Annotated in this window: 22 protein-coding genes and 1 pseudogene; 10 read left to right on the plus strand and 13 right to left on the minus strand. The window is 62.1% G+C overall.

Annotated features, from left to right (window positions below):
• Positions 1-194 precede the first annotated feature (194 nt).
• The 4 genes and pseudogenes from VGN72_18150 to VGN72_18165 all read left to right on the plus strand — a co-directional run bounded on the left by VGN72_18150 (position 195) and on the right by VGN72_18165 (position 4,233).
• A complete protein-coding gene (locus tag VGN72_18150) occupies positions 195-1,244 on the plus strand; it encodes a LacI family DNA-binding transcriptional regulator (GenBank protein HEV7301292.1) in 1,050 nt (349 codons plus the stop codon).
• A gap of 207 nt (positions 1,245-1,451) precedes the next feature.
• Complete coding sequence (locus VGN72_18155) at positions 1,452-2,285, plus strand: PEP-CTERM sorting domain-containing protein (protein ID HEV7301293.1); 834 nt, start codon at positions 1,452-1,454, stop codon at positions 2,283-2,285.
• A 140-nt stretch (positions 2,286-2,425) separates the two neighbouring features.
• Positions 2,426-3,436, plus strand: coding sequence for an alpha-L-fucosidase (locus VGN72_18160; GenBank protein ID HEV7301294.1), 1,011 nt, complete (start codon positions 2,426-2,428; stop codon positions 3,434-3,436).
• 611 nt (positions 3,437-4,047) lie between these two features.
• Positions 4,048-4,233, plus strand: a pseudogene (locus VGN72_18165) (IS1595 family transposase).
• Between the two features lie 40 nt (positions 4,234-4,273).
• Here VGN72_18165 and VGN72_18170 read toward each other — a convergent pair.
• The 3 genes from VGN72_18170 to VGN72_18180 form a co-directional block, all read right to left on the minus strand.
• Entirely contained in the window at positions 4,274-7,705 is a 3,432-nt protein-coding gene (locus VGN72_18170; GenBank protein ID HEV7301295.1) for a hypothetical protein, read from the minus strand.
• Positions 7,706-7,787: 82 nt separating this feature from the next.
• Positions 7,788-8,714, minus strand: a complete 927-nt coding sequence (locus VGN72_18175) for a DUF1559 domain-containing protein (protein HEV7301296.1) — start codon at positions 8,712-8,714, stop codon at positions 7,788-7,790.
• A gap of 65 nt (positions 8,715-8,779) precedes the next feature.
• The gene (locus VGN72_18180; GenBank protein HEV7301297.1) at positions 8,780-9,655 is read right to left on the minus strand and encodes a hypothetical protein; all 876 of its coding nucleotides are present in this window, start codon (positions 9,653-9,655) and stop codon (positions 8,780-8,782) included.
• A 212-nt stretch (positions 9,656-9,867) separates the two neighbouring features.
• Between VGN72_18180 and VGN72_18185 the strand changes: the two genes are divergently transcribed.
• The 4 genes from VGN72_18185 (at position 9,868) to VGN72_18200 (ending at position 12,544) form a co-directional block, all read left to right on the plus strand.
• Positions 9,868-10,731 (plus strand): AraC family transcriptional regulator, encoded by an 864-nt coding sequence (locus tag VGN72_18185; GenBank protein HEV7301298.1) that lies wholly within the window; start codon positions 9,868-9,870, stop codon positions 10,729-10,731.
• Positions 10,732-10,828: 97 nt separating this feature from the next.
• Positions 10,829-11,071, plus strand: a complete 243-nt coding sequence (locus VGN72_18190; GenBank protein ID HEV7301299.1) for a hypothetical protein — start codon at positions 10,829-10,831, stop codon at positions 11,069-11,071.
• A 117-nt stretch (positions 11,072-11,188) separates the two neighbouring features.
• Positions 11,189-11,545, plus strand: coding sequence for a hypothetical protein (locus VGN72_18195; protein ID HEV7301300.1), 357 nt, complete (start codon positions 11,189-11,191; stop codon positions 11,543-11,545).
• A 45-nt stretch (positions 11,546-11,590) separates the two neighbouring features.
• Complete coding sequence (locus tag VGN72_18200; GenBank protein ID HEV7301301.1) at positions 11,591-12,544, plus strand: DUF4041 domain-containing protein; 954 nt, start codon at positions 11,591-11,593, stop codon at positions 12,542-12,544.
• A 156-nt stretch (positions 12,545-12,700) separates the two neighbouring features.
• On the opposite strand, the gene VGN72_18205 is transcribed toward VGN72_18200, so the two are convergent.
• Positions 12,701-13,444, minus strand: a complete 744-nt coding sequence (locus tag VGN72_18205; protein HEV7301302.1) for a nuclear transport factor 2 family protein — start codon at positions 13,442-13,444, stop codon at positions 12,701-12,703.
• Between the two features lie 53 nt (positions 13,445-13,497).
• Here VGN72_18205 and VGN72_18210 point away from each other — a divergent pair, with 53 nt between their 5' ends.
• A complete protein-coding gene (locus VGN72_18210; protein ID HEV7301303.1) occupies positions 13,498-13,632 on the plus strand; it encodes a hypothetical protein in 135 nt (44 codons plus the stop codon).
• On the opposite strand, the gene VGN72_18215 is transcribed toward VGN72_18210, so the two are convergent.
• The 3 genes from VGN72_18215 to VGN72_18225 form a co-directional block, all read right to left on the minus strand.
• A complete protein-coding gene (locus tag VGN72_18215; GenBank protein ID HEV7301304.1) occupies positions 13,603-14,250 on the minus strand; it encodes a hydrolase in 648 nt (215 codons plus the stop codon). The genes VGN72_18210 and VGN72_18215 overlap by 30 nt on opposite strands.
• 47 nt (positions 14,251-14,297) lie before the next feature.
• Positions 14,298-14,687: a nuclear transport factor 2 family protein gene (locus tag VGN72_18220; GenBank protein HEV7301305.1), complete on the minus strand. Its 390-nt coding sequence runs from the start codon at positions 14,685-14,687 to the stop codon at positions 14,298-14,300.
• Positions 14,688-14,777: 90 nt separating this feature from the next.
• Complete coding sequence (locus VGN72_18225; GenBank protein HEV7301306.1) at positions 14,778-15,695, minus strand: AraC family transcriptional regulator; 918 nt, start codon at positions 15,693-15,695, stop codon at positions 14,778-14,780.
• Between the two features lie 110 nt (positions 15,696-15,805).
• On the opposite strand from VGN72_18225, the gene VGN72_18230 reads away from it, so the two are divergent.
• Positions 15,806-16,114, plus strand: coding sequence for a hypothetical protein (locus tag VGN72_18230; GenBank protein ID HEV7301307.1), 309 nt, complete (start codon positions 15,806-15,808; stop codon positions 16,112-16,114).
• Positions 16,115-16,896: 782 nt separating this feature from the next.
• Here the strand turns inward: VGN72_18230 and VGN72_18235 are convergent.
• The 6 genes from VGN72_18235 to VGN72_18260 form a co-directional block, all read right to left on the minus strand.
• Complete coding sequence (locus VGN72_18235; protein ID HEV7301308.1) at positions 16,897-17,658, minus strand: GDSL-type esterase/lipase family protein; 762 nt, start codon at positions 17,656-17,658, stop codon at positions 16,897-16,899.
• Positions 17,659-17,687: 29 nt separating this feature from the next.
• Positions 17,688-18,713, minus strand: a complete 1,026-nt coding sequence (locus tag VGN72_18240) for a glycoside hydrolase family 16 protein (protein ID HEV7301309.1) — start codon at positions 18,711-18,713, stop codon at positions 17,688-17,690.
• Positions 18,714-18,878: 165 nt separating this feature from the next.
• Positions 18,879-21,692 carry a sugar-binding protein gene (locus tag VGN72_18245; protein ID HEV7301310.1) on the minus strand — a complete coding sequence of 938 codons (2,814 nt, stop codon included), beginning with the start codon at positions 21,690-21,692 and terminating at the stop codon, positions 18,879-18,881.
• 87 nt (positions 21,693-21,779) lie between these two features.
• On the minus strand, positions 21,780-22,649 hold the full coding sequence (locus VGN72_18250; protein ID HEV7301311.1) for a type II secretion system protein: 870 nt from the start codon (positions 22,647-22,649) through the stop codon (positions 21,780-21,782).
• A 69-nt stretch (positions 22,650-22,718) separates the two neighbouring features.
• Positions 22,719-23,630: a hypothetical protein gene (locus VGN72_18255; GenBank protein HEV7301312.1), complete on the minus strand. Its 912-nt coding sequence runs from the start codon at positions 23,628-23,630 to the stop codon at positions 22,719-22,721.
• Between the two features lie 150 nt (positions 23,631-23,780).
• Positions 23,781-24,923, minus strand: a complete 1,143-nt coding sequence (locus VGN72_18260; GenBank protein HEV7301313.1) for a LacI family DNA-binding transcriptional regulator — start codon at positions 24,921-24,923, stop codon at positions 23,781-23,783.
• Between the last annotated feature and the right edge of the window lie 24 nt (positions 24,924-24,947).

The raw sequence follows: 24,947 nt of genomic DNA on the forward strand, positions 1-24,947 counted from the left end.
ACTCCAATTCGCCGCCACCGATGTGTTACCGGTTAACGTATACCCCATAATCCGTAAAATGCCAGCCCAATGACGGAATATTTTGAGGTTTGACACGCGTGCATTTATGAGCGATAGTTAATCGGTAACATATTAGTGGCTGGTTGGCCGCCTGGAGAGGCTGTGGAATGGTTGGGCAACGACCGAGTATCCATTTGATCGCCAAACGCGCTGGCGTGTCGGCCGTCACGGTGTCGCGCGTGCTGAACGGCAAGATCAAGGGCAGCCGCCCTGGCAGCGCGCAGCGGATCGCCGAGATCCATCGTATCGCCGACGAGTTGGGCTACCGCCCAAACATATCCGCTCGCAACATGGCCAACGGGCGATTCAATTCGATCGGCTTGATCCGCGGGACGAACGACTGTACCTCGCACGACTTCGGCGGTCGCCTGACTTGGCACATCGAGCAGACGTTGAGCCGACGAGGCTTCGGCGTGTTGATTGGCACAATGGACGACCGGCAGCTCGACGACGTCGCGTACGTTCCGCAATTGCTGCGCGAACTGTCCAGCGACGGACTGATCATCAACTACACGCACAACCTACCGCGACACATGGCGACGCTGATCGACGAGCACCGCTTGCCCGTCGTGTGGCCCAACAGCAAGCGTCGGTTCAACAGCGTTTACCCCGACGACCTCAACGCCGGCCGGCGGGCAACAGAACTGCTGCTGCGCATGGGGCACCAGCGCATCGCCTATGCAAGCACCGAGGCGGTCCCGTTCAGCGAACCTCACTACAGCAAGGTCGACCGCTTGGCCGGTTATCAGGCGGCGATGGCCGGGGCGGGTTTCTCGCCGCGGAACATCACCCTGCCGCAGCAGTGGCAACTGGCTGCGCCGCGGCTCGAGCAGTTGCTGACGGCATCGACGCCCGGCGACCGACCGACCGCGATCGTGGGTTATAGCTTTTTCGAGGGTGCCACTGCCATGCTCGCGGGCATGCGGGCTGGGCTGCGGGTGCCGCGCGACCTGTCGGTGGTCGGCATTGGGTCGTACGAGCCATCGGCCGTGGGAATCGCCATGACCATGCTGGAGATCCCGGTCCGCGAGATGGGCGAGGCCGCTGCGCAAATGTTGGTCGATCGGATTGCAAACCCGACAGCCTCCGTGCCCTCAGTGTCCCTTCCATTCTCGCTTTTCGAGGGTGACACGGTCGGACCGTTGCCGCTCGCGCCCGAGGCGCCAGCGGGGATGGCACGTTAGGTCACGGCGGCGGTGGCTGCCGCCCGGCCGCGCTAACGCGCGGTCGGGCGCGACGCAACCACGGACCGATCGTGAGGGCAGCGCGACGATAGAACTTACGTCTACTCGACTGAGACGGCAGGGCCGATCATCCCTCGGAGGGATGGAGTAACGCACCGCTCGTACATCTGGTTACAATTGCAACCATCGCACAAAGAAAGAGAAATTATGCGTCATCCGTATGTCCGCAGCGCCATCGCGATCGTCGTTGCGACCGTGGCCACGACCGCAGCGGCCGCGCGCACCGCCGTCGTCAACTTGCAGTTCGGCGACCCCGAGCAGTCGCCCCGCTATACTGGCACGGGCGCGGCGCCCGACACGGGGACGACCTGGAACTTCTTCGGCGGCACCAGCCGTGGCGGCGACGGGCAAGCCTTCGGCGGGGGCGGTGGGGTGAACGACCTCGTCGACTCGACCGGCGCAACGACCACCGTCGACTTCTCGGCGTCGAGCGTCGGTTACTTCCTCTCGCCCTACCGAACCGGGTCGTCGTTTGGCATCGGCCCCAGCGGGGTTAGCGACGATGCGTACGACGCGCTGACGCGCAGCAGCCTTGAGTCGCCCGACCGCCCACGGACATTTAGCGTCGGTGGGCTACAGGTCAACGCGACGTACGCGCTCTACCTGTACGGCGCAGCGAACCACGACCAGTACGAAGCGTTCGGCGGCAACGCCAAGTTCACGGTCGGCGCAGTCACGAAGTCCACTACCGGGGCGAACTACGCCCGGACGAGCCTCGTTGAGGGTCGCGATTACGTGCTGATCGAGGCGGTCAGCAACGCGAGCGGGGTCATCAACATTACAGTCGACCGCACCGACCTTGGCGTCGCAGACGTGAACGGCGTCCCGACCACGAACTCGCCTCAATCCCGCTGGACGTTCAACGCGCTGCAGATCGTCGACGTGCCGGCCCAGGTGCCCGAGCCCGGTGCAATCGGTGTCCTGCTGGTCGCAGGCTCGTCGGCGTTCCTTCGTCGGCGGCAACGCCACGCGTCCGCCTAGCGGTCGCGCAGCAACCCGTCACCTTATGCTCGACACGTGCGGGGCAGGAGAATTCTTGACCGCACGCATCCCAGATACAACGGTTCGGGCCCGCGGCTCACGGGACCGCCGCACCCTGTTTCAGAAAGGTGAGCAATCCGGTGGGTACAACGACAACGGATCATGCCGGCCACGAAGGCTGGCAACGGGTCGACGCGAGATGGATGACGGGCTTTGGCATCATGTGCCACTACCTTGCTGACGCGGCCAGCAGCAAGTCAGCCGTCAGGATCACGAGCGACGACTGGAACCGCCGCGTGGACGGATTCGACGTCCCGCGTTTTACCACGCAGGTGACCAGCGCGGGCGCTCAATACGTGATGTTCACGCTCGGGCAGAACAGCGGCTTCTACTGCTCGCCGAACGCGACGTACGACGAGATCGTGGGCACCGCGCACAGCCGGTTGTCGCGCCGCGACCTCGTCGGCGAGCTCGGCACGGCGCTGCGTCGGGCGGGCGTGCGGCTGATCGCATACGTTTCGTCGGCCGCCCCGGCCAACGACCGTGCGGCCGTCGAGGCACTCCGCTGCACGCCCGAGTGGGACGCCAGCCGCTGGCAGTTGCGCCCCGGCACCTACCTCCGGACCGAGCCAGTGGACGATCGGCTGTCGGAGTTTCAGCGTCGCTGGGCGGCGGTCTTGCGCGAGTGGTCCGTCCGCTGGGGCGATTCGGTCAGCGGCTGGTGGGTCGACGGCTGCTACTTCGCCGACCGCATGTACCGCCACGCGGAAGGCCCGAACTTCCGGTCGCTGGCCGAGGCGCTACGCGCCGGTAATCCTCAATCGGCGTTGACGTTCAACACCGGCGTGCGGACCCACATGGTCAGCGACAATCCATTCGACGACTATACGGCCGGCGAGACGGACTCCTTGGCCATGCCATTCAAGTACGGACCATGGTCTCGACAGCGGGGGGACGCGCGCCTGCACGTTTTGTCCTACATGGGCACTTGGTGGGGCGAAGGACCGCCGCGCATGTCAGCGACGCTGGCGGGCGGTTACACAGCGCTCATCAATGAGCAGGGTGGCGCGATGACCTGGGACGTGCCAGTGGCTCTGAATGGAGAGATCGATGCAGCGCTCCGGTCCATGCTCGACACCTTGCATCGCTAACTTCACAAGAGTTTTCATAGCGAGTGAGACGGTAGCATCACCTTGCCAGCGGCTGCATCCATCCGGCCGGCACCGTTGGGGCAACTACACCGTTTCGTGGCCCTCCCCTCCTTCGACTGCGCCAAGGTTTTTCGTGGTGCCTCGAGCTGGCGTACGCGCGGATGCGGACAAGGCTCCCGGCCGACGGCCGCACGCTCCTCAGGACGCCAGAGCACCTGCGGGCGACGCGGGAGCTGTGCCTGGAACGGGCAGCCTCGCTGCGGAAGGGCCAGCATTGCCGGTACATGAAGCGGGCGCGGTGCTGGCCGCGGCTTTGATTCGGTCTTTGACGTCGCATCCGGCGCGGATGCGTACTGTTACGGGACCGCGTCCTTGGAAAGCCACCACCGCCCCCACCCCCGCCGGCACCAGCTGAGGAAGTCTCGTGGCGCGGCGTGCGCAGCTAGACTAGTAGTGGCCGCGGATCCGCGTGATGCCCAGGAATGTCCGGTGGGTCATCGCCCACTCGAACTTCTTGCTCTTCAGTTCAGCCCAGCCACGCCGCACGCCTTGCCAGTTGCGGAACGCCCGCCTTCATCACGCGCGACGTGAGGAGCCCCGGCAACCACTTGTCGCGGGGCGACCACCACATCAACGCCATCGAGAGCTTCTGGGGCTACGCGAAACGCTGCCGGGCCAAGTTCAACAACGTGCCTGCGTTTTACCTGCACCTGAAGTAAACCAACTCCCGCTTCAACCATCGGCGTGGTGACCTTTACGCGACGTTGCTACAGATGTTCAGGAAGGACTTGCTCTGACCTTCCAGGACGTTCGTCTGCTTCCGAAGCCCGCAATCTTCTACAGGGCTTTGGCTGGTGATGCTGGGACGGCGCGGCTCAGTTCATATGCCACGCATCCACCTTGAATGTGGAGGGTTGAGAGCGGGATAATGACGGCGTCCCCCTCGGCCGTAGGGGTGATATCCACTATGCGTGCACCTGTTGCGTCGAGTGCCGACGCCTTTAGTTCTACAGGGGCTGCACCAGTGAGAGACAACGTGGCCGTACCGCGGCGAAGTAGGTGTGGAAGCGAACCAAATGATTCAATCAGCGTGCGATCGCGATTGCCGAAGCGGCCGCCGGTGTTCTGCGAATCGGACAAGTGCAGCACCAGCATGCGACGGCTGTGCGATAAGGGCTGGTCATCCAATGCGGTCAGGAAGATCACAGCGGGTCCGTCCGACCCATTCGACACGGTGGCGAATTTTCCAGAGGCCTTACCGTTAGCGGGAAGCACAAAGCACTCGCTCCGGTCAGTAACCACCTTGAACAAACGTTGATCGGTAAATAGTTCGATCTGGCCCGTCTCACTGCGAAATCGTTTCTGTGCGACATCAATTACGGCGGGCGGCAGGATCTTGTCCTTCACGAGGCGAAGCAGAAGGTCGTCGGCAGGCGCGTAGGCAGTCAGGTCCGGCCAAAGATTCCTGGCTGACGGGTCGGACGCGACAACAGCTCGAACACCCAGCTGTTGCGATAGTCCAGGCGGCGACGCAGCGACCGATGCCTCAGTAACGCTGCCGACGCGGGTGATGAGGCCTAACCGTGAATAAGCGTCAGGGAAATCGACAGGACTTGCGCGCGGACCCATGTACGCATCTTGATTAGAAACGGCAAAGGGAACGAAGCCCGGTGCCGCCGTCACGTCGCCGCGGAGGAACAGCAATGCGCTGATGCGGTCCGCATGGCGGGCGACGGGGTCGGCGTTCGCATCGAAAAGGCCGGTGGGCGCAATGCCCGTAGAGGTTCCCTGCGTATGGGCAAAGTCAAAGTTGTAGACGGCATCCCAGTCTTGCAGCGCCGCGTAGGCACCCATCACCGGACCGCCCTCAGCTCGATAAGGATTCGGGTAAACATAATTGAACTCGGTAAATGTATACGGCTTGCCCACGATGCGGCCGGGCATCTGGCGTCGAGGCATCTCCGCGGCCGCCCCAAGGACACTCTTGCCATGAAACTTGTAGGGCAATGCCCAATCATTGACGGGAAACGATGGATGATCCCAATAGCCGTGATCGTCGACATAGTCATATCGCGCACGGATGATGGCCTGCGCTTGGGTTGTTCGGCGATTCACGCCGGTGAGGGGCACGGTAACGCCGATCGAGTGCAGGAACTGGCGCATGCGATCGTCGTTGCGGATCTGGGTTTCGGTCACGAATCGATTGAAGGCTGCGGTCCGTTCCGCTCCTGCAGGCGGTGCGATCTTGTTTGTTGTGAGCCATTGTTGAAAACGCTCATCGTACAACTTACGGATAGCAGGATTACCACTGATGATGTCGAACAAGGTGTCTTCGTTAACGGGGCAGATGCCGACCAGTGCAGGGTCCTCACCCCAAGCCAGATTGGTATAGGGATTTTTGTGCGTCAGCAAATTTCGCGCAAATTTCCGCCATGACTCAAAGGCCGCGTCTGAGAATGGCAATAGCGCCTTGAAAGGCGACGGTCGCACCGTCTCGCCAAGATCGGGTACTTCATCAACTCCAAATGGACGTGTCGTAAACAGGTCGATGCTGATGTACATTCCGCGATTCTTCAGCGCAGAGAATAAGTAATCGAGACGATCCAATTGCTCGGCATCAAATTCGTATGATTTGCCGCCCCTTCGAATCAGCATCTCGTCGTAATGGTGAAGGCGAACTGAGTTGTAGCCGCTACGTGCGAGACGGTCGGCCAAGGCGTCCGCTTGTTCGTGAGCAAGGAAGTTTGCAGAGAAGCAGATATTCGTGCCCCAGAATCGCACGCGTGAGCCTGGCCGGTTTGCGAATTCAAAGTGTCCTGCGGGGGTGATGCGAATCGGTCCATATTTTCCAGCCGGAGCGTCGAGCAGGAAGGAGAAATCGAGCGGTCCGCCGGGTATGACGTCGATCTTGTGTTCGTAAGGTCGCCACTGATCATCTGCCGCCGAGACGACCGGCGCATTGGGAATGGCTATCGGCAACTGAATGTCATCGGGTGAGCCTGATATCCCCGCGACTAGCCATACGGCTTGGCCGTTGCCCTCGAGCCGTAGTTCCTTGAGGGGTTTCCGCTCGATGGCGAATCGCGAGACATACAACCCGATCTCGCTGCTCTTGTTCTCGCCGCGCCAAGCCACGGCTGCGTTGATGACGGGCTCAGGTTGCCACCAATTGTCGACGTCGCGATGAGCGACAATCTCATGTCGCGTCGAGGAGCCGTCTACGTAAACTGCCATGAGTGTCGCGACGGGCACGTTTTTCACCGGGGTCCAGGCGGTGGCGTGCAGAAGGTAAAGGTTAGCAAATGCTGGCGCATCGGCGAGTGGAATCGTCGCTGACTTCAGCAGATACGGCCGATCCGGCACGGCAAAAGCGAGGCAGCTTTTTCCGCCGTTGGTCACAGGGTCGATAATTTCGAACCGAACGCCGCCGGCGGTAAGGGCGCCGGGAGAAATCCCGCGCAGGTCGTTGCTCGGCCCCTGGTCGGTCCAGCCGCCGGTCTGATCGTCGGCCGCTTCGTCATGGAATCCCATATTCGCAGCCGGCGCGAGATTGATCGGATGGCTTGCATAGGCGGTGTAACTGATTTCGAGATCCAACGCCCCGTCCTTCATCAGGTCGGCTTGCGTTGACGTGAAGAAAATTCGCAGCGTGAAGGCGTCGCGCTGCCACCGCCGCTCATCCTGAACGTGGTAGTTGAATTGCCCCGCTATCTTTAGTCGACCCGCCGCGGTCGGAATCTCAAGATCGTTTTTGACGCGTCCGCTATAAACGCGCTGGGCCGCCAATTGAGCCGGCAAAGCGACAACCGTGTCATCCGACCGAATAGATCGTCCCGCCAGCGAAGAGGTCGGCAATGACACCGCCAGACACATCGCGTTCGTTGCGACGCCTTCGGGATGGAATACGCTGCTGGTGAACCGCGTGGCGGCGTCACCTACTTTGGCAAGAGTCTGCTTGAACGCAAAAGGCACGACGCTGGATTTGACCGCGAACGGTCCCTCCGTTGTCCACAGCTGCGCTGACGAAACGGTTGAACCTTCGGCAGGACGCAAAGCGGTTGCCTGATCCGATGTCCGCCAGGTGTCGTCGAAATGGATCACCGAGAACGACACGTTATCGACTTGGAACGTACCGCGAGGACCCACGGTCGCTGCTCCGACAGTAACTGATTCCTCTGCTCGGGCGGTGTTTTGCGCCGTGAGAATGAACAGTAACAGCAGCCACAGAAATGAAGTGGCAACGCTACAAGCGGAGAAACACATGGACATTTGGCGGAATTCCTTCAAACGACGGCGCTAGCTCGCCGGGGTCGGCAGACGAGGATACGATGATCTTACCGGCACCGTCGGCTCAATCGGTGTCTTGACGTGTCCAATACTTTCGGGGGTTGTACGGCCAACCGTAAATGGCAGTGATCTCTCCAATGGTCTCAATGGGTTCGTATGATTGAACGTGTCCGTCTACGAATAGGTAGTTGTAGCGCTTCCGATGCCTCCCCGGCATCGGCCTCACAGGAATGGCCGCGGGAGCATAATAAATTTGGTCCGGTGCATTGTCGACGTAGGCGGCTGACGGGCTGCCGAGGGCATTGTTAGGGTCAGGACGTTCAACGATCGACAGCACTTCACTGGATCGCCGCACACGGCTCACCTTGATCGCCTGCGGCCACTTTGGAGTCGCGCCGGAGCTATCGAGATGGCCGTCCGTAACCGGAATAATTAGCCCGTCGAACATCCCCAGAACCTGCTGACCGGGCGGGAGCGATCTGTGGTAGTTCCGGTTCGCCGCATACGAGCGCATGGCAAACCTCCCGCCAATCCCGGTTCCCCCCCGTTCAAAGTCTTGAGGACATTCCATCAAAGGCGAGCGAATAGGGTTCGCCCCACGCACGAGATCCGCCTCCGGCACCTTCAGACCGAGGTAAGGTGCAAGGAAATCGTCCCACGACATACACTTTCCCGGCAGGTCGGCCGCTGTCTCCGCTCCGTAGAATGGAGCGTAACCTGGCGAGGCGGAGTTGAAGGAAATGAGTGCCGGCGGGTACAGGTCCTTGTTGCTGTTCGCATACATCGTCAAGGCAATGCCGATCTGACGCATGTTCGTGGCGCATTGCAGGGTTCGTGCTGCGCTGCGAACCTGATTGAGAGCTGGCAGCAACAGTGAAATTAAGACGGCGATGATCCCAATGACGACCAGGAGCTCGACGAGCGTGAAAGCGGACTTGAGACCACAAACGCTTCTGCGACAGAGCGTCAGCGAAATGAGATGCTTCTTCATCTGGTGCCCTCTGAATGGCCGACTTCATGGTCGCACCGAGCTTCATTGGATGGGACATGCCGATCTCACCTGAAGTCGGCGAGCGTGCGGTGGCGACGCATCAAGAACAGCCCGCCAACGGCCGCAGCGCCGATTGCTGTCGGCTCAGGAACGGCCTGCACGCTGAAGTTATCGACGACAGTGGCAGAGCCGGGCGTGGCGGAATCGTTCAGCATGCGCAGCCCGAGCTGGCCCGCGGTTACCTTGTAGCCGGCACCACCGTTGGTCGTATCAGTGAAGATGTCCTCGCGCAATGTGGTCGTTCCATCTGCGCTGAGCAGCTTGAAAGTGAACACGTTGCCTTGGGCCGTGAACTGGTATCGATAGTTCGTGTTTGCGGCGATGTCGCCACCGGCCCCTCGGGTCGATTCATTGTCGAAAATGTTGGTACCCGTCGTCGGGGCCGACGCGCTCGACGCACTGAAGAGGCGAAAACGGATGCCGCTGCTAGTGTCTAGAGAAGCCAACGCGAGATAGCCGTTGCTTTCATTGCTATCGAGCCGGACGAAAAAGCCGACTTGGCTGCTAGAACTCAGGGCGTTGGTCCGAAGGGTCGCCGAAGCGGTGAAATTCAGCAGGTCATTGTTTACGTCCCCACCGCCAGACCCGCCGGCACCACCTGCGCCACCGGTTGCCGATGTATCGAAGACAGCCGTGGCAACGAGCCCTGAACCAACAGAGAGCCGCCCGTTTCCGGGAGTTGCACCCGGTGAAATCCAGGAGATTCCATCATTCGCCGCGTTCGCAGGCTCTTTAAAATTGCTGTCGTAGTCCGTCGATTCTTCAAAATCGATCGTCACGGGCAGAATGGTCGCTGCCTTGCTGACGTCTGGATTGAGTGAAACGAATGCGGCGGCAATGGCGAATGCTACGGCTGGCTTAGCGGACAAAGAGTTGATCACGGACATTCCTCCTGTTGGGGCACTGAACGCGACGCGAATGAGGTGATAGGCACAATCCTGAACACACAATGCAGCCGGACAGACGGGATAAGCATCGCAGTCCACCGGTTTTGTTGATACATCGCGACGTTCACTAAAGGCTCAATTCAATATATCCCCGCCCGAAAGGCGGGCAACACAATATCACGGTGTTTCGCGTATGATCATTCCGCATGGAGTTATCTGTTTTGCGCACACCTTCACTGCCACCGGTTATTGCAGAGTGGCAACATCTTCACCGACGCCTGCGGTGGGCGTACGACGCATCAATACTCGCGGCACACCGCCGTTCACCCGCCCCGTTCAGCGGTAGCGGCGCGTGGTACATTCGCAGTGGATGGGCGGAAATTTCCGACAAACGCGGTACGTTTCGCGCATGCAAAGGGGAATGGATGATCCCTTCACCAACCGGCGCAACCGCGCAACGATTTGCGCCCGACACTCACCTGCTGTCCATACGTTTTGTACATGCCTGGCCCGACGGACGGGCACTCTTCGACCAGGGCCTTCCTCTCGTTTTGGAGGACAATAAGTTTCCCGCATTGCGCACCTCTGCTGAAGCACTGATCAAAGCATGCCGCATCCACGCCGACGTGCGCGACATGCTTTGGGACCAGCGTGTGACAACGAGGCAGTACCTGCACATCGAAACGGTGTTTGCCGCTTTTGTCTTGGAATGGGCCGCGGCGCTGGAGCAATCGGGCTGCGTGGCCGGCGTGGAACACGCGATTGATTCACGCGTACAGGCAGCGCTCACACTGCTGGAGCGTGCAGACCTGTCAATAACTGAACTGGCGCGACGACTGTCGCTCAGTCGTAGCCAGCTCGACCGGCTTTTCAGCGACGTGCTAGGGTGTACGCCTCGCGGATACAAAGAGCAGCGTCGTGTCACGCGCGTGCGCGAGGCACTCCGTTACTCCGCAGACCCGATCAAGACAATCGCATACCGGGAAGGATTTCGGCGATTGAGCCATTTCTCTGCGTGGTTCACCAGAGCTACCGGTCTCAGTCCACGGAGGTATCGCGGACATAGCTGACGTCTATCAACGGCGACGAGCCGCAGGTGCAAGCGGCCGTACGCGATTGAGCTGCTCCTGACGCGCGTCACGCCCGGCGTCGAAAGGACCTTGCCCTGTGTCCACCGCCGACGCCATCCTCCAGTATACCCGCGACCTCGGCTACGCCGTCTTGGGCCACCGCCTGACTGGCAGCCCCAGCCCGCAGCTGCTGCCCGACGCGTACACGGAGATGCACGCGGTGCGGCTGGCCGACCGAGCGAACAGCATATCGCGCGCGTCGATGCGCAGGGTGAAGAAGCGGACTACCGCTGTGCGTGCGAAATTGGCCGGGATGGTGGGGATCGACCTCGAAGGCTGACTATCAGCAACCACCGCGCAAGGATTGCCGATACTGCCGCGATCGCTCTCGTGGTGCAGAATGCGGAGAGCCACGATCAGTCACCTGTGGCGGCGCACGTCCAAAAGATGTCCATGGATGGAACGTCTGACTACGCCCGTGGCACTCCTGCTCACGTGCAGCTCCGCCCAAGCCGCGGTTGTCGCTTATCGCGTGCAGGTCCGAGTGCTGGAGGCCCGCATCCGCGAGATGCACGACGTGCTCGGCGGCGCCGACACGGTGTTCGCATTGCAGGCCCGGATCAAAAGCCAGCAGGCGAGGCTGGAGGATCTTCAAGCCCAGGCCCGCCAGGTGGAGGAGACGCTGGAGATGCAGGAGTTCGGCTTCTACCGGCCGCACTTCGACTTCGACTCGTCCTCACGCTACCAGCAGATGCTCGACGAGGTGTGCGACCGGCAGACGGCCATGGTGAAGGCGGAGGCGGCCGTGCGATGAGGAAAGTCCTGGACCGTCGAGGGCAGCGAGGCGCAGGGGCGGAAGATGATGCGCGAGCAGACGAAGCTCATGCTGCGGGCCTTCAACGGCGAGTGCGACGCCGCGGTGGCCAAGGTCCGGTACAACAACGCGGTCACGCTCGAGAACCGCATCCAGCGGTCGTTCGACCACATCAACAAGCTGGGCAAGACGAACTCGGCCGTGATCAGCGACGAGTTCCTGCAGCTGAAACTGCAGGAGTTGCACTTGGCGCACGAGCACCGCGTCAAGCAGCAGCAGGAAAAGGAGGAACAGCAGCGGATCCGCGAGGTGCTGCGCGAGGAAGAACGGGCGCGTCGCGAGATCGAGGACGCGCAGGAGCGGGCCGCGAAGGAGGAGGAGGAGGTCGCCGAGCGAGCGCTGGACCGCGCGCGGCTGGCGTTCGAGCGCGCGACGCAGGGCCAGGTCGCGATGACCGTGCAGGCCCAGGCGCAGACGGCCGCGCTGGCGGTACAGGTCGCCAAGCTGGAGAACGAGTTGAAGGACGCGATCGACCGCAAGGCAAAGGCGATCGCGCGGGCGCAGCTGACGAAGTCGGGCTACATCTACGTGCTGTCGAACGTCGGGTCGTTCGGCGACGACATGTACAAGCTCGGCATGACGCGGCGGCTCGACCCGCTGGAGCGCGTGAAGGAGCTGGGCGACGCCTCGGTGCCGTTCCCGTTCGACGTCCACGCCGTCCTGTACAGCGAGGACGCCCCGCGGCTGGAGTGCAAGCTGCACCAGCACTTCGCGAGCCGTCGGGTGAACCTGATCAACCACCGCCGCGAGTACTTCCGCGTGACGCTCGACGAGATCATCGCAGCGGTGAAGGAACTACACGGCGAGATCACGTTCGTGAAGTCCGCCGAGGCGGCGGAGTACCGCGAGACGCTGGCGAAGCGCAAGGCCGACGCCGATGCCACGGCCGCACGCGTGGACGGCAAGTCTGGCCCGGCGCCTGCTACTGTGGGGACCTAGGCGTCTTCGCGACACGCTTACAGTATGGCCAGCCTGGCGATCCGCATCCTGCCCCCCTCCCGGCCGAGACGGTACGATGGCGGGCGAGGGACGTGATAGCGTTATTCTATCTATGACACCGCGCGAGCATACCCAACCTGTGCCACCCGCCCTTCATCAGTCCTCTCCGGGGCGGTTGGCACCCTCGTCGGGATCGAACATCGAGAGACCAGCGACGCCTGCGGTGACCGGCAACTCGTTCTGCAACACGTCCCAGTGCTCGACGAGCTTGTCGCCCTCGACCCGGAAGATGTCGACCACAACCTGAGGCTCGTTCGCCCAGCCGCGGATACGGCCGTGGATGGCGACGAGATCGCCCTCGGCGATGATCAGGCCCGGCTCGTAGTAGACGGATGGCGACAGGGTTTCGACTAGGCCCTGCAACGCGTCCCGACCTTGAGGGATGTCCGGATTGTGCTGGATGTAGTCGTCGGCGTAGAGCCGCTCCACCGACGAGGCGTCGCGGCGCTGGAACAGCGACGTCAACGCGTCCAAGACCAGCGCCCTGTTGCGGTGGGGACGATCGTCAGCAACGCGATCGGCTGGCCGCGTGATCGCAAACGTTCCGGTCATTCGCAGGAACTGCCCATCGGGCAGAGTGGCCCACGAGTGGATCACGCCACGATCATAGTCTTGGAGGTTCGTCACGGTCGCACCGTCCTTCTCCTGCCAGCTGACGGCGAAGATGCTGTTGCCGAGCGGTATGATTTGGATACGGACCGTTTCGGACCGAGCGAACGGACCTTCCTTGATCTCGAACGTCAGCTGCGTGAGTGAGAGCAGCGTCAAGCTCACTTTGAAATTCGGATAGGTGACGTCCATCGCCTGTCCGATGGGAAAATGCTCCATCGACATCTTCATGGTCCTTTCTTCGAGTTGTCGGGAATGGTGGCTGGAGACAGCGGTTTCTCGACATGGCGTGGCGCCAAGCGGGGAATGTGGCCAGCCCCGGCGACCTTCTAGGGCCGCCCGAGCCGGCCGATGATCACGTCGAGGACGCGGCGGTGATGTCCAAGGTCCTACTTGGCGTGGCCCGCGAGAAGCTGTAATTCCCACGCGAGGGCGACGGCGCTGGCGCCGCCGTGTTCGAGGACGACGCCGGCGACGGCCGCCGCCGTGCGCTCGCGGGCCCAGTCGCGCTGCCATTCGGCCAGAACGGCCAACCAGTTGATCGGCACCGCGCCGGCGGCGACCATCCGGCGGACGGCTATGTCGTGCGCTTCGGGCGTCACGCCGCCGCATGCGTCGGAGACGACGAACACGTCGTATCCTTCGCCCAGCGCCTGGAGCGCCGGCATCGCCACGCAGATCTCGGTCCACAGCCCCGCGAGCACGAGCTGCTTGCGCCCGCTCCGCTTCACGATGTCCGTCACATTCGGGTCTTCCCACGTGTTGATGAACGTGCGGTTGATCGGCTTCTGATCGGGAAAGACGTCCGTCAGCCCCTTAATGATGTACCCGCCGCGATCCTCAGTCACCGAGGTGAGGATCGTCGGCACGTCGAACACCTTGGCGGTCTTCGCCAGGCCGATGACGTTGTTGATGATAATCGTCGATTCGTGGCTCTGCAGATTGGCGAACTGGTACGGCTGATGATCGATCAACACCACGATGCTGTCTTGCGGCCGCAGCAGCGCGTCGAGACCGGTCTTTACAGTCTTAGTCATGATTGGGCTCCTCAAAGAGACGTAAGAAACGTTGGCCAGATGAACGCTCATCTGGTAGCGGGATCGAGAAACACGTGAAGTGAGCGAATGCGACCGTTCTCGAAATGGGCGACATCGGTCCCCGTGACGGCCACAGGCCCCTCGGCCGGGCCGGAGCGCCAGTGCAGGCGCGCCACCTCGTGATGACCGACGGCCGTCCCAGTCGCGCTGAATACGAAGCTGGGCGGCAGTTGTGCCAACAGCGCCGTCACCGCCTCCGAGATCGCGGCATGCCCCTTCGCTACGCCCTCCGGGTCAAACAGCACGGCGTCTGCGGCATACAGTTCACCGATCGCCGCCATGCGCCGCACGGCATCACGCTCGTTGAACACGTGCGCAAGGTTCGCCCGCATCAGCTTGTCATAGTCGGTGGGGGCCGAGCCGGGCTGGTCAGTCATTGCTTCCTCCGGACACGCGAGGTTCATTCGCCTGTCTGGAGGGAGAGTAGACGTCGGGTATTATCAGATCACTGACTGATCCTGCGATTGTCAGTCTGATCCTGCGGCGGGACCTTGCTCGGTCGCTTCGACGGCGCGTCGCCACGCGGCCGGCGTTGCACCGGTGAGCTTGCGGAACGTTCGTCCGAAGTGGACGGCGTCGGCAAAGCCGGTGGACCGAGCCACCTGTTCGAGCGACTTGTGGGTGTCGAATAGCAGGGTTTGGGCACGGCGGATGCGCGCGTCGAGTTGCCAGTGGTACGGCGACATCCCGGTCGAGGTCTTGAACGCCCGGCTGAAGTGCGACTGCGACAGTTCCGCGATCGTCGCCAATTGCGCCAGTTCGATGCGCTGGGGCAGGTGCGCATCGAGGTACTCGACGACGCGCCGGAGCTGCCAGGGCGCCAGGCCGCGGTCGCGCTGCGCGGTCGGCGGCGCGGTTCCATCGTTGAAGAGCTGCGCCGCGATCGCGGCGGTCAGACCGTCGCCATAGAGTTGCGCCGACGGGTCAGGGTCGTTCGCCGCGTCGGCGAGTAGCCTGACGAGCGTCCAGATGCGATCGTCCGCGAAGCGTAGGCGCGGCGTGGCGATCACATCGGCGTCGAACTCGGTGCCCAGCCGCTCGGCCAGCGCTGCGAGGTCGAAGGTCAGGCTGGCGTCCTTCAGGTAGCGGATGTCGTCGGTATAGCCCCACGTCTCCATGCCCGCCGGCGCAAAGTGCATGTGCTTGGGCATGTAGCCGATTGGGCAAGGCTGGTTCTCGCGTAGGCGCGGCTCGGAGCGGCCGCCGATTTCCTCCAGCACAACGCTGAGCAGGGCGTCGGTCCCCTGATGCAGCTGATGCACTACGCGCCCCGAGCAATGAAACTCGGTGACCTCCACGCTGACCCCGTTCCATGCACGGCGCGAGGTCGCCGAACTCAGCACGTTCTCGGGCAACCGGATCGAGTGGCAGGTTCGCGTCTCCACGGGCGTGTCCTCAGGCCATCAGGGCCACCATCCGAATAAAATCTCTGGAAAGAAATCTGCTGGGCATTCAGGTCTCAATCGTACGATCCCGCAAAGAGTTGTAAACAACGTTGAAGAGGAGACCGAACGTCCTGCCGGTCTGGTTCCTGACGGCCGACCCGCTGTGGGCGGTCGTGACGCTGACGGTCGTGGACCTGCTCGGGTTCGGGCCCACCATGCGAAAGGCGTACTGGCACCCGCGCGAGGAGCACGCGGGCCACTTCGCCCTCTCGGCCCTGCGCAACGGGCTGGTCATCCTGGCGCTGGAACGCTACTCGCTGACGACCGTGCTGTTCCCCGCGGCGGTCGGCATCGTGTGCCTGCTGCTCGTGGCGATGCTGTCTTGGCGGTGGAAGGCGCTGCAGACCGCCGCCTACTAGCCAAGCGGCGACCCGCCCCACCCTTTTCTGAGAAGGGTCACGCACGGCCCCCCGACCCCGACGCGGTTGCTAACTGCCAGCCGGAAATAGAGAGGAGAGGCCGAGAGTTTCCCGGTGCGGACAGCCGGGACGGTGCGACGTGGCGGCCGGGCCACTCTCTCTCGCCTTCTCGGCCGAGCGCCTCAGAGACAAAAATACCGCAAAACCAGCCCGAAAACGAGCGAACCCTGTTAACTGGAATTAACAGGGTTCGCGATAAACTATATAACCCCTTGACAGACAATAAGTTATGAAGATACCCGTGCCTAACCCTCTTCGACTTTCTCTGCGTGAAAAAGGGCTTTTTGGGAGGCGAGCGTGGATGAGGCTGCCTTCTGTCCCGGAATTGTCGGCACATCGGCCCCGCGATGGCGGCGTGCAGGCGCAGTCGCGATCTAGAAGCGCGCGGCCGCATCCCGGTTCATGCCGACGCCGAGTTGGGGCACATTGGAGCGCGACGCCACGTGGCCTAATGCCCCGCTCGCCACCACAACATGCCCCCGCACGCTCAAGATGGCGTTGGCGGCTTATATGCCGCGATCCGATCGCGTGCCAGATCGTCAGGGGCACCCAGTCGGCGTTCCCACCTCTTCCGGGCTCGGCAGTTCCCGACAGTGCAAAAGCACGATGACCCCTTATCAGCTGTTGCTTCATAACGAGGCCAATGCCGGCACGGTTGCAAGCGGCGCTTCCTGCGTCGTCGCCTCCGGCGATAGGTTCGAATGAGCGGTGGCAGACTTCGTTTACTCGACGCCTAGACGATGCAACACCGGCCGCAGCACTTCGCCCCACTTCTCGAATCCGGCGGCGGTGATGTGGACGCGATCCTTTCCGAAATATTCGGGGATCGGCTTGCCTGCGGGGGTTGCCATGGGGTTGAAGGTGTCGGCGAGGGCCACGTGTTCTCGCCCTTCCGCTAGCTGTGCAATGCGTTCGTTGAGTTCGGGATGCGCGCCGGGCTTTGTCGGCGCTTCCTTCGAATCACGCGGCGGCGTCAGGCAGAGCACGATGGGCATTGTGGCGCTATGTTGGCGTGCCATCTCAATCATTTCGGCAATGTTGGCTTCGACCGCCGCCGGATCGCCGTGGGCGCTGAGATCGTTGGAGCCGATGCAGATCACCACGGCAGCGGGGTTCAGGTCCAGCACGTCCTCCTTAAACCGAAACAGCAGGCCACGGCTGGTGTCGCCACCGACGCCGCGGTTCGCGATCTTCAGGTTCGGAAACGCCTTCTTCATCAGTTCGGGCTTCCATCCGCCGATCAGCGAATCTCCAGCGAACACGACCGCCCCCTGATCTTTCTCGCGCTGGTCCCAGAAGGCCGCGCGGTTGTCGACCATCCACCCGTGCAGGCGGATCGGCCCCTTGCCGGGCCACGCCGCCTCGTCCTTCGCATCAGGATAGGGCGTGGGACCACCGTCCGCAGCGCTTAACGGCGCCGCAAACATGGCGAGCGACAAGGCGGAGAGCAGGACGAAACGCCTACGAAGCAAACTCAGGTTCATGACTGCCTTCTTTCGTTGTTCAACTTGATCTACTCTTGATAGACGCGCACGTGGTCGACCAGCATCTTCCACGGCATCGTCGACTCATCGACTTCCCACTGCTTGTACGGCGTGCCGGCGGCTCTCATCTCCTCGGAGTACCAATTGCCGCCCACCGCGAGATTGATGAGGATGTACATCTCGCGGCAGTGGGACGGTGGCGTTTCGCCGCGGCCCCAGATCTTGCCGTCGAAGGTGAAGACCGTCTCCTTGTCGTTCCACTCGTAGCCGAACGTGTGAAAGTCCTGCGTGATGTCGAAGCCGACGTCATGGAAACCCCAGAACGTCTTGCCCTTCTTGCCGTCCTTCGCGTGAATGCCGGCGCTGTGCTTGGTCGGGCGGTGGCCGAAGAACTCCAGGATGTCCGCCTCGGGCGGCCAGTAGTGGGCCTGCACCTCATCACCGATGCGCGGGTCGTTGCCCAACAGCCAGAACGCCGGCCAGGCGCCGCGCACGGCGGGCAATTTGAAGCGCGCCTCGACGTAGCCATATTGGAAGGTAAACTTTTTGTCGGAGATCAGCAGTGCCGACGCGAAGGGACGCTCCTTCCCCATCCAATAGTTCGCCTGCAGTTCCTTCGGCACGCGAAACGCGGACATGGTGAGGATGCCCGGTTGTTCAAACGAGAACGGGTTGGGCCGCTGATCGATCTGGATGTTGTTCTTGCCCGCGTAATCCTTGTCCATGTAATACTGGGCCTCGCCATTGGACCCCAGCGTACGGACGCTCGACCCCTGCCAGAACGTGGTCTGCCACTTCGACCGATCGATGTATGGCTGCCCGTCCTTCGGATCGGTCACCGCATCGAACTCGTCGGCAAAGCGGAGCGTCATTGTGCGTCCGAGCGGCGAGATGATCGTGCTGGGCACGCCGGCCATCTCGATCGGCGTGTTCTTCTTCGCCTCGGTCGGGAACGACGTGACCGAGGCTTTTGCCGGCACCTTTTTCTTGGGAGATGCCTTCGAACGCTGCAGCGTGGGGTCGGCCACCGGCGACGTCGTAGGCGTTTGCGCCATGGCATGTCCAACGCAAATTGCGGCACAGATAGCGGCTAGCAGCGATAGATTTACAATGCGGTACATCAGGTCCACCTTGATTATAGCGGGAAGAGCGATCTGGAATGTACGAACACACCCTGCCGCCGCCGTTGCGACACCTACACCGCAACAACGCCAGCCGCTTCACTCGGTGAAGGCAAGCTTGCCCCACACACTTCGGTCTTTCGACACGCGATCGCTACCGTTCCAAACGATCTGTCGCCGACCGATCGTCGCGTCGTCGAACGCGATGTCGAACAGGATCTCCTGCCCGGCCTGTGGCGTGAAACCGAGGCTCTCCATCGGGATCGCGGCCTCGATCGTATAGCCCTTCCCGTCGGCGTTAGGCAACACGATCGTGCGCACGTCATACTGCTTGGGGGCGTTGACGAAGTTCGCGGGTGTCATGCCGTCTGGCGTCTTCGCGCCGCGGATGACGACTTGCCGATCGCGGAACTTCAGGCCGCCCCCCTGGTCGAGATCGTCGGCTCCGGTGAAGAGTTCAATTGCATCGTTGGCCCAAATGAGGTCCGCCCTTCCGTTGTTGACCATCGGAGTGGGATCGCTCACCTCGGCGTACAGGTAGAGGTTCTGTTCATCCCATGCGATGCGGAACGTGCCTTCAAAGTCCTTAGCATGCTCGCCAAGCACGAGACCTTCGGCGCCAACGCGCTCGGCGGGCAGGAAAGGCCATTCGTTGCGGCTGCCATCAAGTTCGAACGGCTTGACCATGCGGGCCGCGTTCACAATCTTCTTGCCGCCGGCCTTCATCTGGAAACGCGGGTCGTCATAAGCGAACGGCGGCCGCTGCCCGAGAATGACCGAGTAGACGTCGTAATTCGTCTTCATCACTTCGGCCAGGAAATCCTTGTATGGTCGATCGGCGACGTTCAGCAGGCCGATGTTCGCTGCCTCGTTATCAAAGAAGCGGCCGGTGGCGGCCTGGTCGATCGCGGAGAACCACTGGACGCCGACGACGTAATTCGTGGCGGCCGCCTGCTCCACGTAATTGCGGTAAGCCAGCCCGCGCTCCTGCTGGGTGCCCAACTGGCGAATGCCACCCGTAAGACCCTGATCGCGAGCGCAGTAGTGAAACTCGCTGAGCAAGATCGGCCGCCCGCCCGACATCTTGTGCACGCGGTCGAGGAACGCGAGATCGGCGCCGTAGGTGTAGTAGTTGATGCTGATCACGTCGAGGTACCTGCCGGCGATGCGGACGATCGCCTCGTTGTTGGCCGACCCGATCGTCCAGCGGTCGCCGATAAGCAGGTGGTTCGGATCGTGCTTTTTGAACAGTCGATGAATCAGGCTGTAGCGGGCTTCCAGGAAGATCTCGAAGAACGCCTGCATGTCGGCGTTGGCTGCGGGCGTGGCGATGATCACCTCGGCCTCGCCCAACTCGTCGAACGCGCCATAGTTTGCGCCCCAAGCCGTGTTGAACGCGTCGATCGTCGGGTACTTCTCCTGCAGCATCTGCACCAGTCGCCCTTTGATGGCGTACTTGCTGGCAGGCAGGCCCGGGACGATCTTCGGCACATCTTCGATCACCGGCTCGTTGGTGACGAAATATCCGATGATTAGCGGGTCATTCGCCTTCGTGGCCACGTGCTGCGCGAACTTTTCATCAAGCTTCGCTTCCAGACCCTCAGCGAACGGGTCCCAGACGTCTTTCAACGGCAGCTTTGGCGCCTCCCCCAGGGGCAGGAAAGTGACGTACGGAAACTGCGCGTCCTTCACCGCAGCGGCGCTGTCCTTGTTCACGCCAAACGCGCCGCTGCTGTTGAAGCCCCACTTGCGCAAGCGTTCGATCATGCGACGTGCGTGCGCGTCGGGCGAGAATGCCTCGTCGAACTTTTCGATCGTGTTAGCGATGTAGAACGAAGGATATTCCTTGTAGCCATCACGGTACGCCGTCCTGTACTTCAGGTCGCGATGGTCGGGCAGTTGCTCGAAGATGGCCTCGCGGCCGGTGACCTTCGTGTAGTCGTCGATGTTGATGAGGGCCGTGCAGACGCCCAGTTGGAAGAAGGCGTTGCCGTCCGGCGTCACCAGCACCTGCGCGTCTCCGATCTTTCCGAGGTGAAAAAAACCGGTCTTCTGCAGCCCGTGCTGCTGGCCACTGTCCGCCAAGCCGCCGTAGATGTCGGTGGCTGGCGACGTGAGGCTGGCGTAGTAGGCTTCGTCGGCCTCGAGGTCGGCCTTGAGCTCCTCGACCGATCTCACCTTGTCCGAGAAGTCCTTCGCGATGAACTGCCCGAAGCGGTCGATCTTCGCGGTAGCCGTCGGCGGCGTTGTGGTGTCGTCGGCAGAGGGCTTCACAGTGAGCGCCGGGGCCTTGTCACCCGGGTTCACGATCGCGTAAACGACGTACGCTTCGCCTGGGCGGCTGAACGGGATGCGGGTCACGCTGAACCAGCTGCAGGTGTCGGTGTTCCACTCGCGATTGTCCTGCAGTTGTTGGAACCCGTGCGGCTGGATGATCGCGAGTCCATCCCCATTCTCGGCGACGAGTTCGAACCGCTTGGCATCGCCCTTGAAGAGAAAGGGCGTACCCGCGTACGTCACGGGTACCTCTGCGGGCGTCCCGCCGTTGGCCGCCCACTTCAGTTGCCCGCGCGCCGATCCGGTGATGTTCATGTCGAGACGAATCGAGTCGACGTTCGGCCCTGCGTTCTGCACGTGCAGTTGCAAAAGGCCGCCTTCTCTAATCTCGACAGTCAGTTGCGCGCCGCCCTCGTACTTGAAGAGGGCCGACGCGTCGCCGATCACCTTTTCGATCGGAGCAAGCTTCTTCTCACCTTTGGCGAGCTTCGGGTAGTGCAGCACGAAGCTGCCGGCCGGACCGGCATCAACGTCGATGCCGTTAAGGCCAAGCTTGACGTCCACGGCATGCGAGATCGACGCGGTGACGACGGACAAGCCAAAAAGGACAACGGTGCACAGCACGTTGCGAATCATCAGGGGTACCCGGTTAGTACGAACAGGGAAGCGACCGGCAGCCACTGGGGACGTTCGGTTCGGGAACAGCAGAAAGGCAACGCACCGTCAATGTTTCCCGGTGGTGAGTTGAACGATGAGCGCACCGGGCGCCGACGCGTTGCTCCACCGACCTTGGAAGTCGTTCATGTGACCGTTCTGGACGTGCCCGTCCATGAACAACGCATTGGCGGTACGCTTGCCATGCAGGTAGCGTTTCGGGTCATTCAGTCCGTAGAGCGCATCGGCCCCGGCGGTCGTGATGCGCCACGTGCCATCCATGATGACGACCACATCGGTCGGCTGTACCCCTGATGCCCGCACGTAGCGCGACGCGGTGGCGAACTTCTTCGGGGCCATCGATTTCGAGTAGTTCGGGTCGCTGCTCACCCAAGCCGGGAAGTGCTGCGGCCAACTAACCCCGAACGTGCTGCCGGCAAAGGCATAGTTGCACGACGCGCCCGCCTGTGAGTAGCCGATGTTGAAGCTGTCCGGCGTTCCATCGCCAATTCCGGACTTCACCTGCGTCTCCCATCCTGAACGGGTGTAGGCGGGGTTGCCGATGTTTGCCGTCGGGCAGTTGAAGATCTTGTACGTCGCCGTGTACTTCTTCAGGAAGTGGTACCAGACGTAGTCGCCCTCCGCGACCGGCGCAGTGGGCACCGGGGCCGTGTACTTACCAGAAATGTTGGTGGCCCAGCTGTCGCTCCACCGGGCACCCATCGGCACGATCCAGCTCTTGTTGTCGTTCTGGTACTGCAGCCAGGCGGTGCCGATCTGCCGAAGGCCCGATGCGCATTCCACGGTTTTGGCCTGCACGCGTACCCGGTTCAGCGCCGGCAGGAGCATCGAGATCAGGAGGGCAATGATCCCGATCACCACCAGGAGTTCGATTAGCGTGAACCCCAGGGAACAAGGCTTTAATTGTTTGGTCCTCATTTGTGCTCCGTAGCAAGAAGTGATCGCACCGATCGCTCACCAATCGACGACATGCCGCGCCTGGTCGGCTTAGATCGACCGCTTGGCGCGACGCAACGCGATCAGTCCGGCAAGGCCCAGCAGCGAGACAGCGGCCGGTTCGGGTACGGCGGCAGCGTTGGTGACGACGAAGTTGTCGAACGACGCGTTGAAGCTCTTGTTGTTCTCGTTGTAGTTCAGCCGATAGCCGAAGTTCGTGCCGGTCAGCGGCGTTGTGTCCGTCCCCGTCACGCTCGAACCGATCGCAGTTGCGCCGGTCGCGTCGTACAGGCCGAGGGTCATCGTGAGCGAACTGGCGCCCGGCGCGCCGCTGTAGGTGCCCGACAGTTTTAGGGTGTACGTCGTGCCGTTAACGAGGTCGGCATCGGCCACCGCATTGGAGTTGGTGGCGATCGTCGTGTTGCTCGTCCCGATCTCGAGTATGCGCAGCGTGCCCTGCGTGGTGGCCGTGAAGTTGCGGTAGCTCAGATCGGCGAGGTAGTACTTGTTAGGGCTGGCGTTGCTGAACGTCGACGTCGAGCCGAACGCGCCGAATCCGATCGTCAGCCCCAGGTTGTTGAATCCCGGCGAGGTTACGGAGTTGACCGTAAACTGGCTCGACATGGTCCAGTCGGCCGTGTCGACGCCCGTGATGGACAAAGCCGCAGTTGCGGTGTTGCTGGCGCCACTACCGTTCGGCGTCGACTTGACGTCGACGGTGTAAACGCCGTCCGCGACGGTCCAACCACCCGAGGAGCTGCTGCCGGTGAAGACCTCCGTACCACCGTTCGTGCCGGCGTTAAAGTCGACGTTGTTGCCGGTACCGTCAAAGTTGTTCGTGAACGGCACCGTCGCCGCCTTAGCGACGGACGTCATGCCTGCGCCCATCACGGTCGCAGCGACGACGCAGGCCATCGTGATGCCATTGAACGTTGCCCGGTTCGTCGTCGTGTTCGCCACCATATACTCGCTCCTTGATCTGGACGGACGTGCGCTAACCCATGTCGCCCGCCACACGGCGGGTCCATTGCATGCCACGGCGCACCGAACGGGTTCGCCGCGACCTCATCAACATTTGTCTCTCGTACGATCCAACGCCTGCCGAGATGTCTCTTAACCACCCATCGTCACCGCAGCCGTCGATTCGCGGACGACCAATTCGGGCAGCAGGCGCACGCGGCACCCGCTCGATCGCGGACGCATGGTGCCCTTCATGTGAATCATCAATTGTCGCACGGCCTGCCGGCCCATCTCCTGGACGGGCACACGTACCGTCGTCAGCGGCGGCGTGATCAACGACGCGAAGTCGACGTCGTCGAAGCCCACAAGGCTCAGCCCGTCGGGGATCGAGATGCCCAACCTGCTCGCGGCGCGCACGACGCCCAGCGCGTAACAGTCGTTGCCGCACATCAGCGCGGTCGGCCGATCCGCTTGACGCAGGATCAACTCGACGCCGCGGGCCGTTTCCTCGATGTGGTCGTACCCGTCGTACAACCAGTCGGGCCGGATCGGCACGCCGCGCTCGGTCATCTTCAGCTTGAAGGCCGTCAACCGCTCGTCCGGCAGCCCACCCGTGTGCTGCCCGCGACCGACGTACCCAATCCTGCGATGGCCGAGGGCGAAGAGGTGTTCCAGCGCTTCGCCCACGCCATGAAAATTGTCCGTCGTCACGACGTCGGCCTGTCCGTTGACGTTGAGGTCGACGAGAACGACCGGATGCGTGCAACTGCGGACGAAGCGGGCGAGATCGTCGCTATACTCGCCGATCAGAAGCACGCCACTGCGATCGTTCGCATTGATCCCTGCCAGCTGTACTGGATCGAGCAGATCGGTGTTCATGCGCATCTGGGCGCGATAGCCCCACGTCGCTAACTCTTCTATTGCGCCATCGACGATCCCGCGGTGAAACGCGTTGCCGAGCGCTTGCGACCGGGCGGAGGGACGCTTGTCCCACCCGGAGACTAGGGGACCGACATTCAGCTGACCGCTCTCGAGGGTCAGCCGCTCGACCGGCGAGTGCCGGTGCTGAACGATCTCGACGACGCCATGATCCTCGCTGGGCTTCATCGCATTGCGCCGGCCACCACGCCGGGCCCGGCTGATATGGAAATCGGTCTCGCGAATCGCCTGAAGGATAGCCTCACGCTTCTTAACGCTGACCGCGGCGCTGTTGTTTAACACACGTGAAACGGTGGCGATCGAACAGCCTGCAAGGCGGCCCAGATCCCTCACAGTTGTCAAATCTTCACTCGCCATAAGTCTCGTTAGAAACTTACATCA

The organism is Tepidisphaeraceae bacterium (assembly GCA_035998445.1).
Taxonomy (GTDB): domain Bacteria; phylum Planctomycetota; class Phycisphaerae; order Tepidisphaerales; family Tepidisphaeraceae; genus DASYHQ01.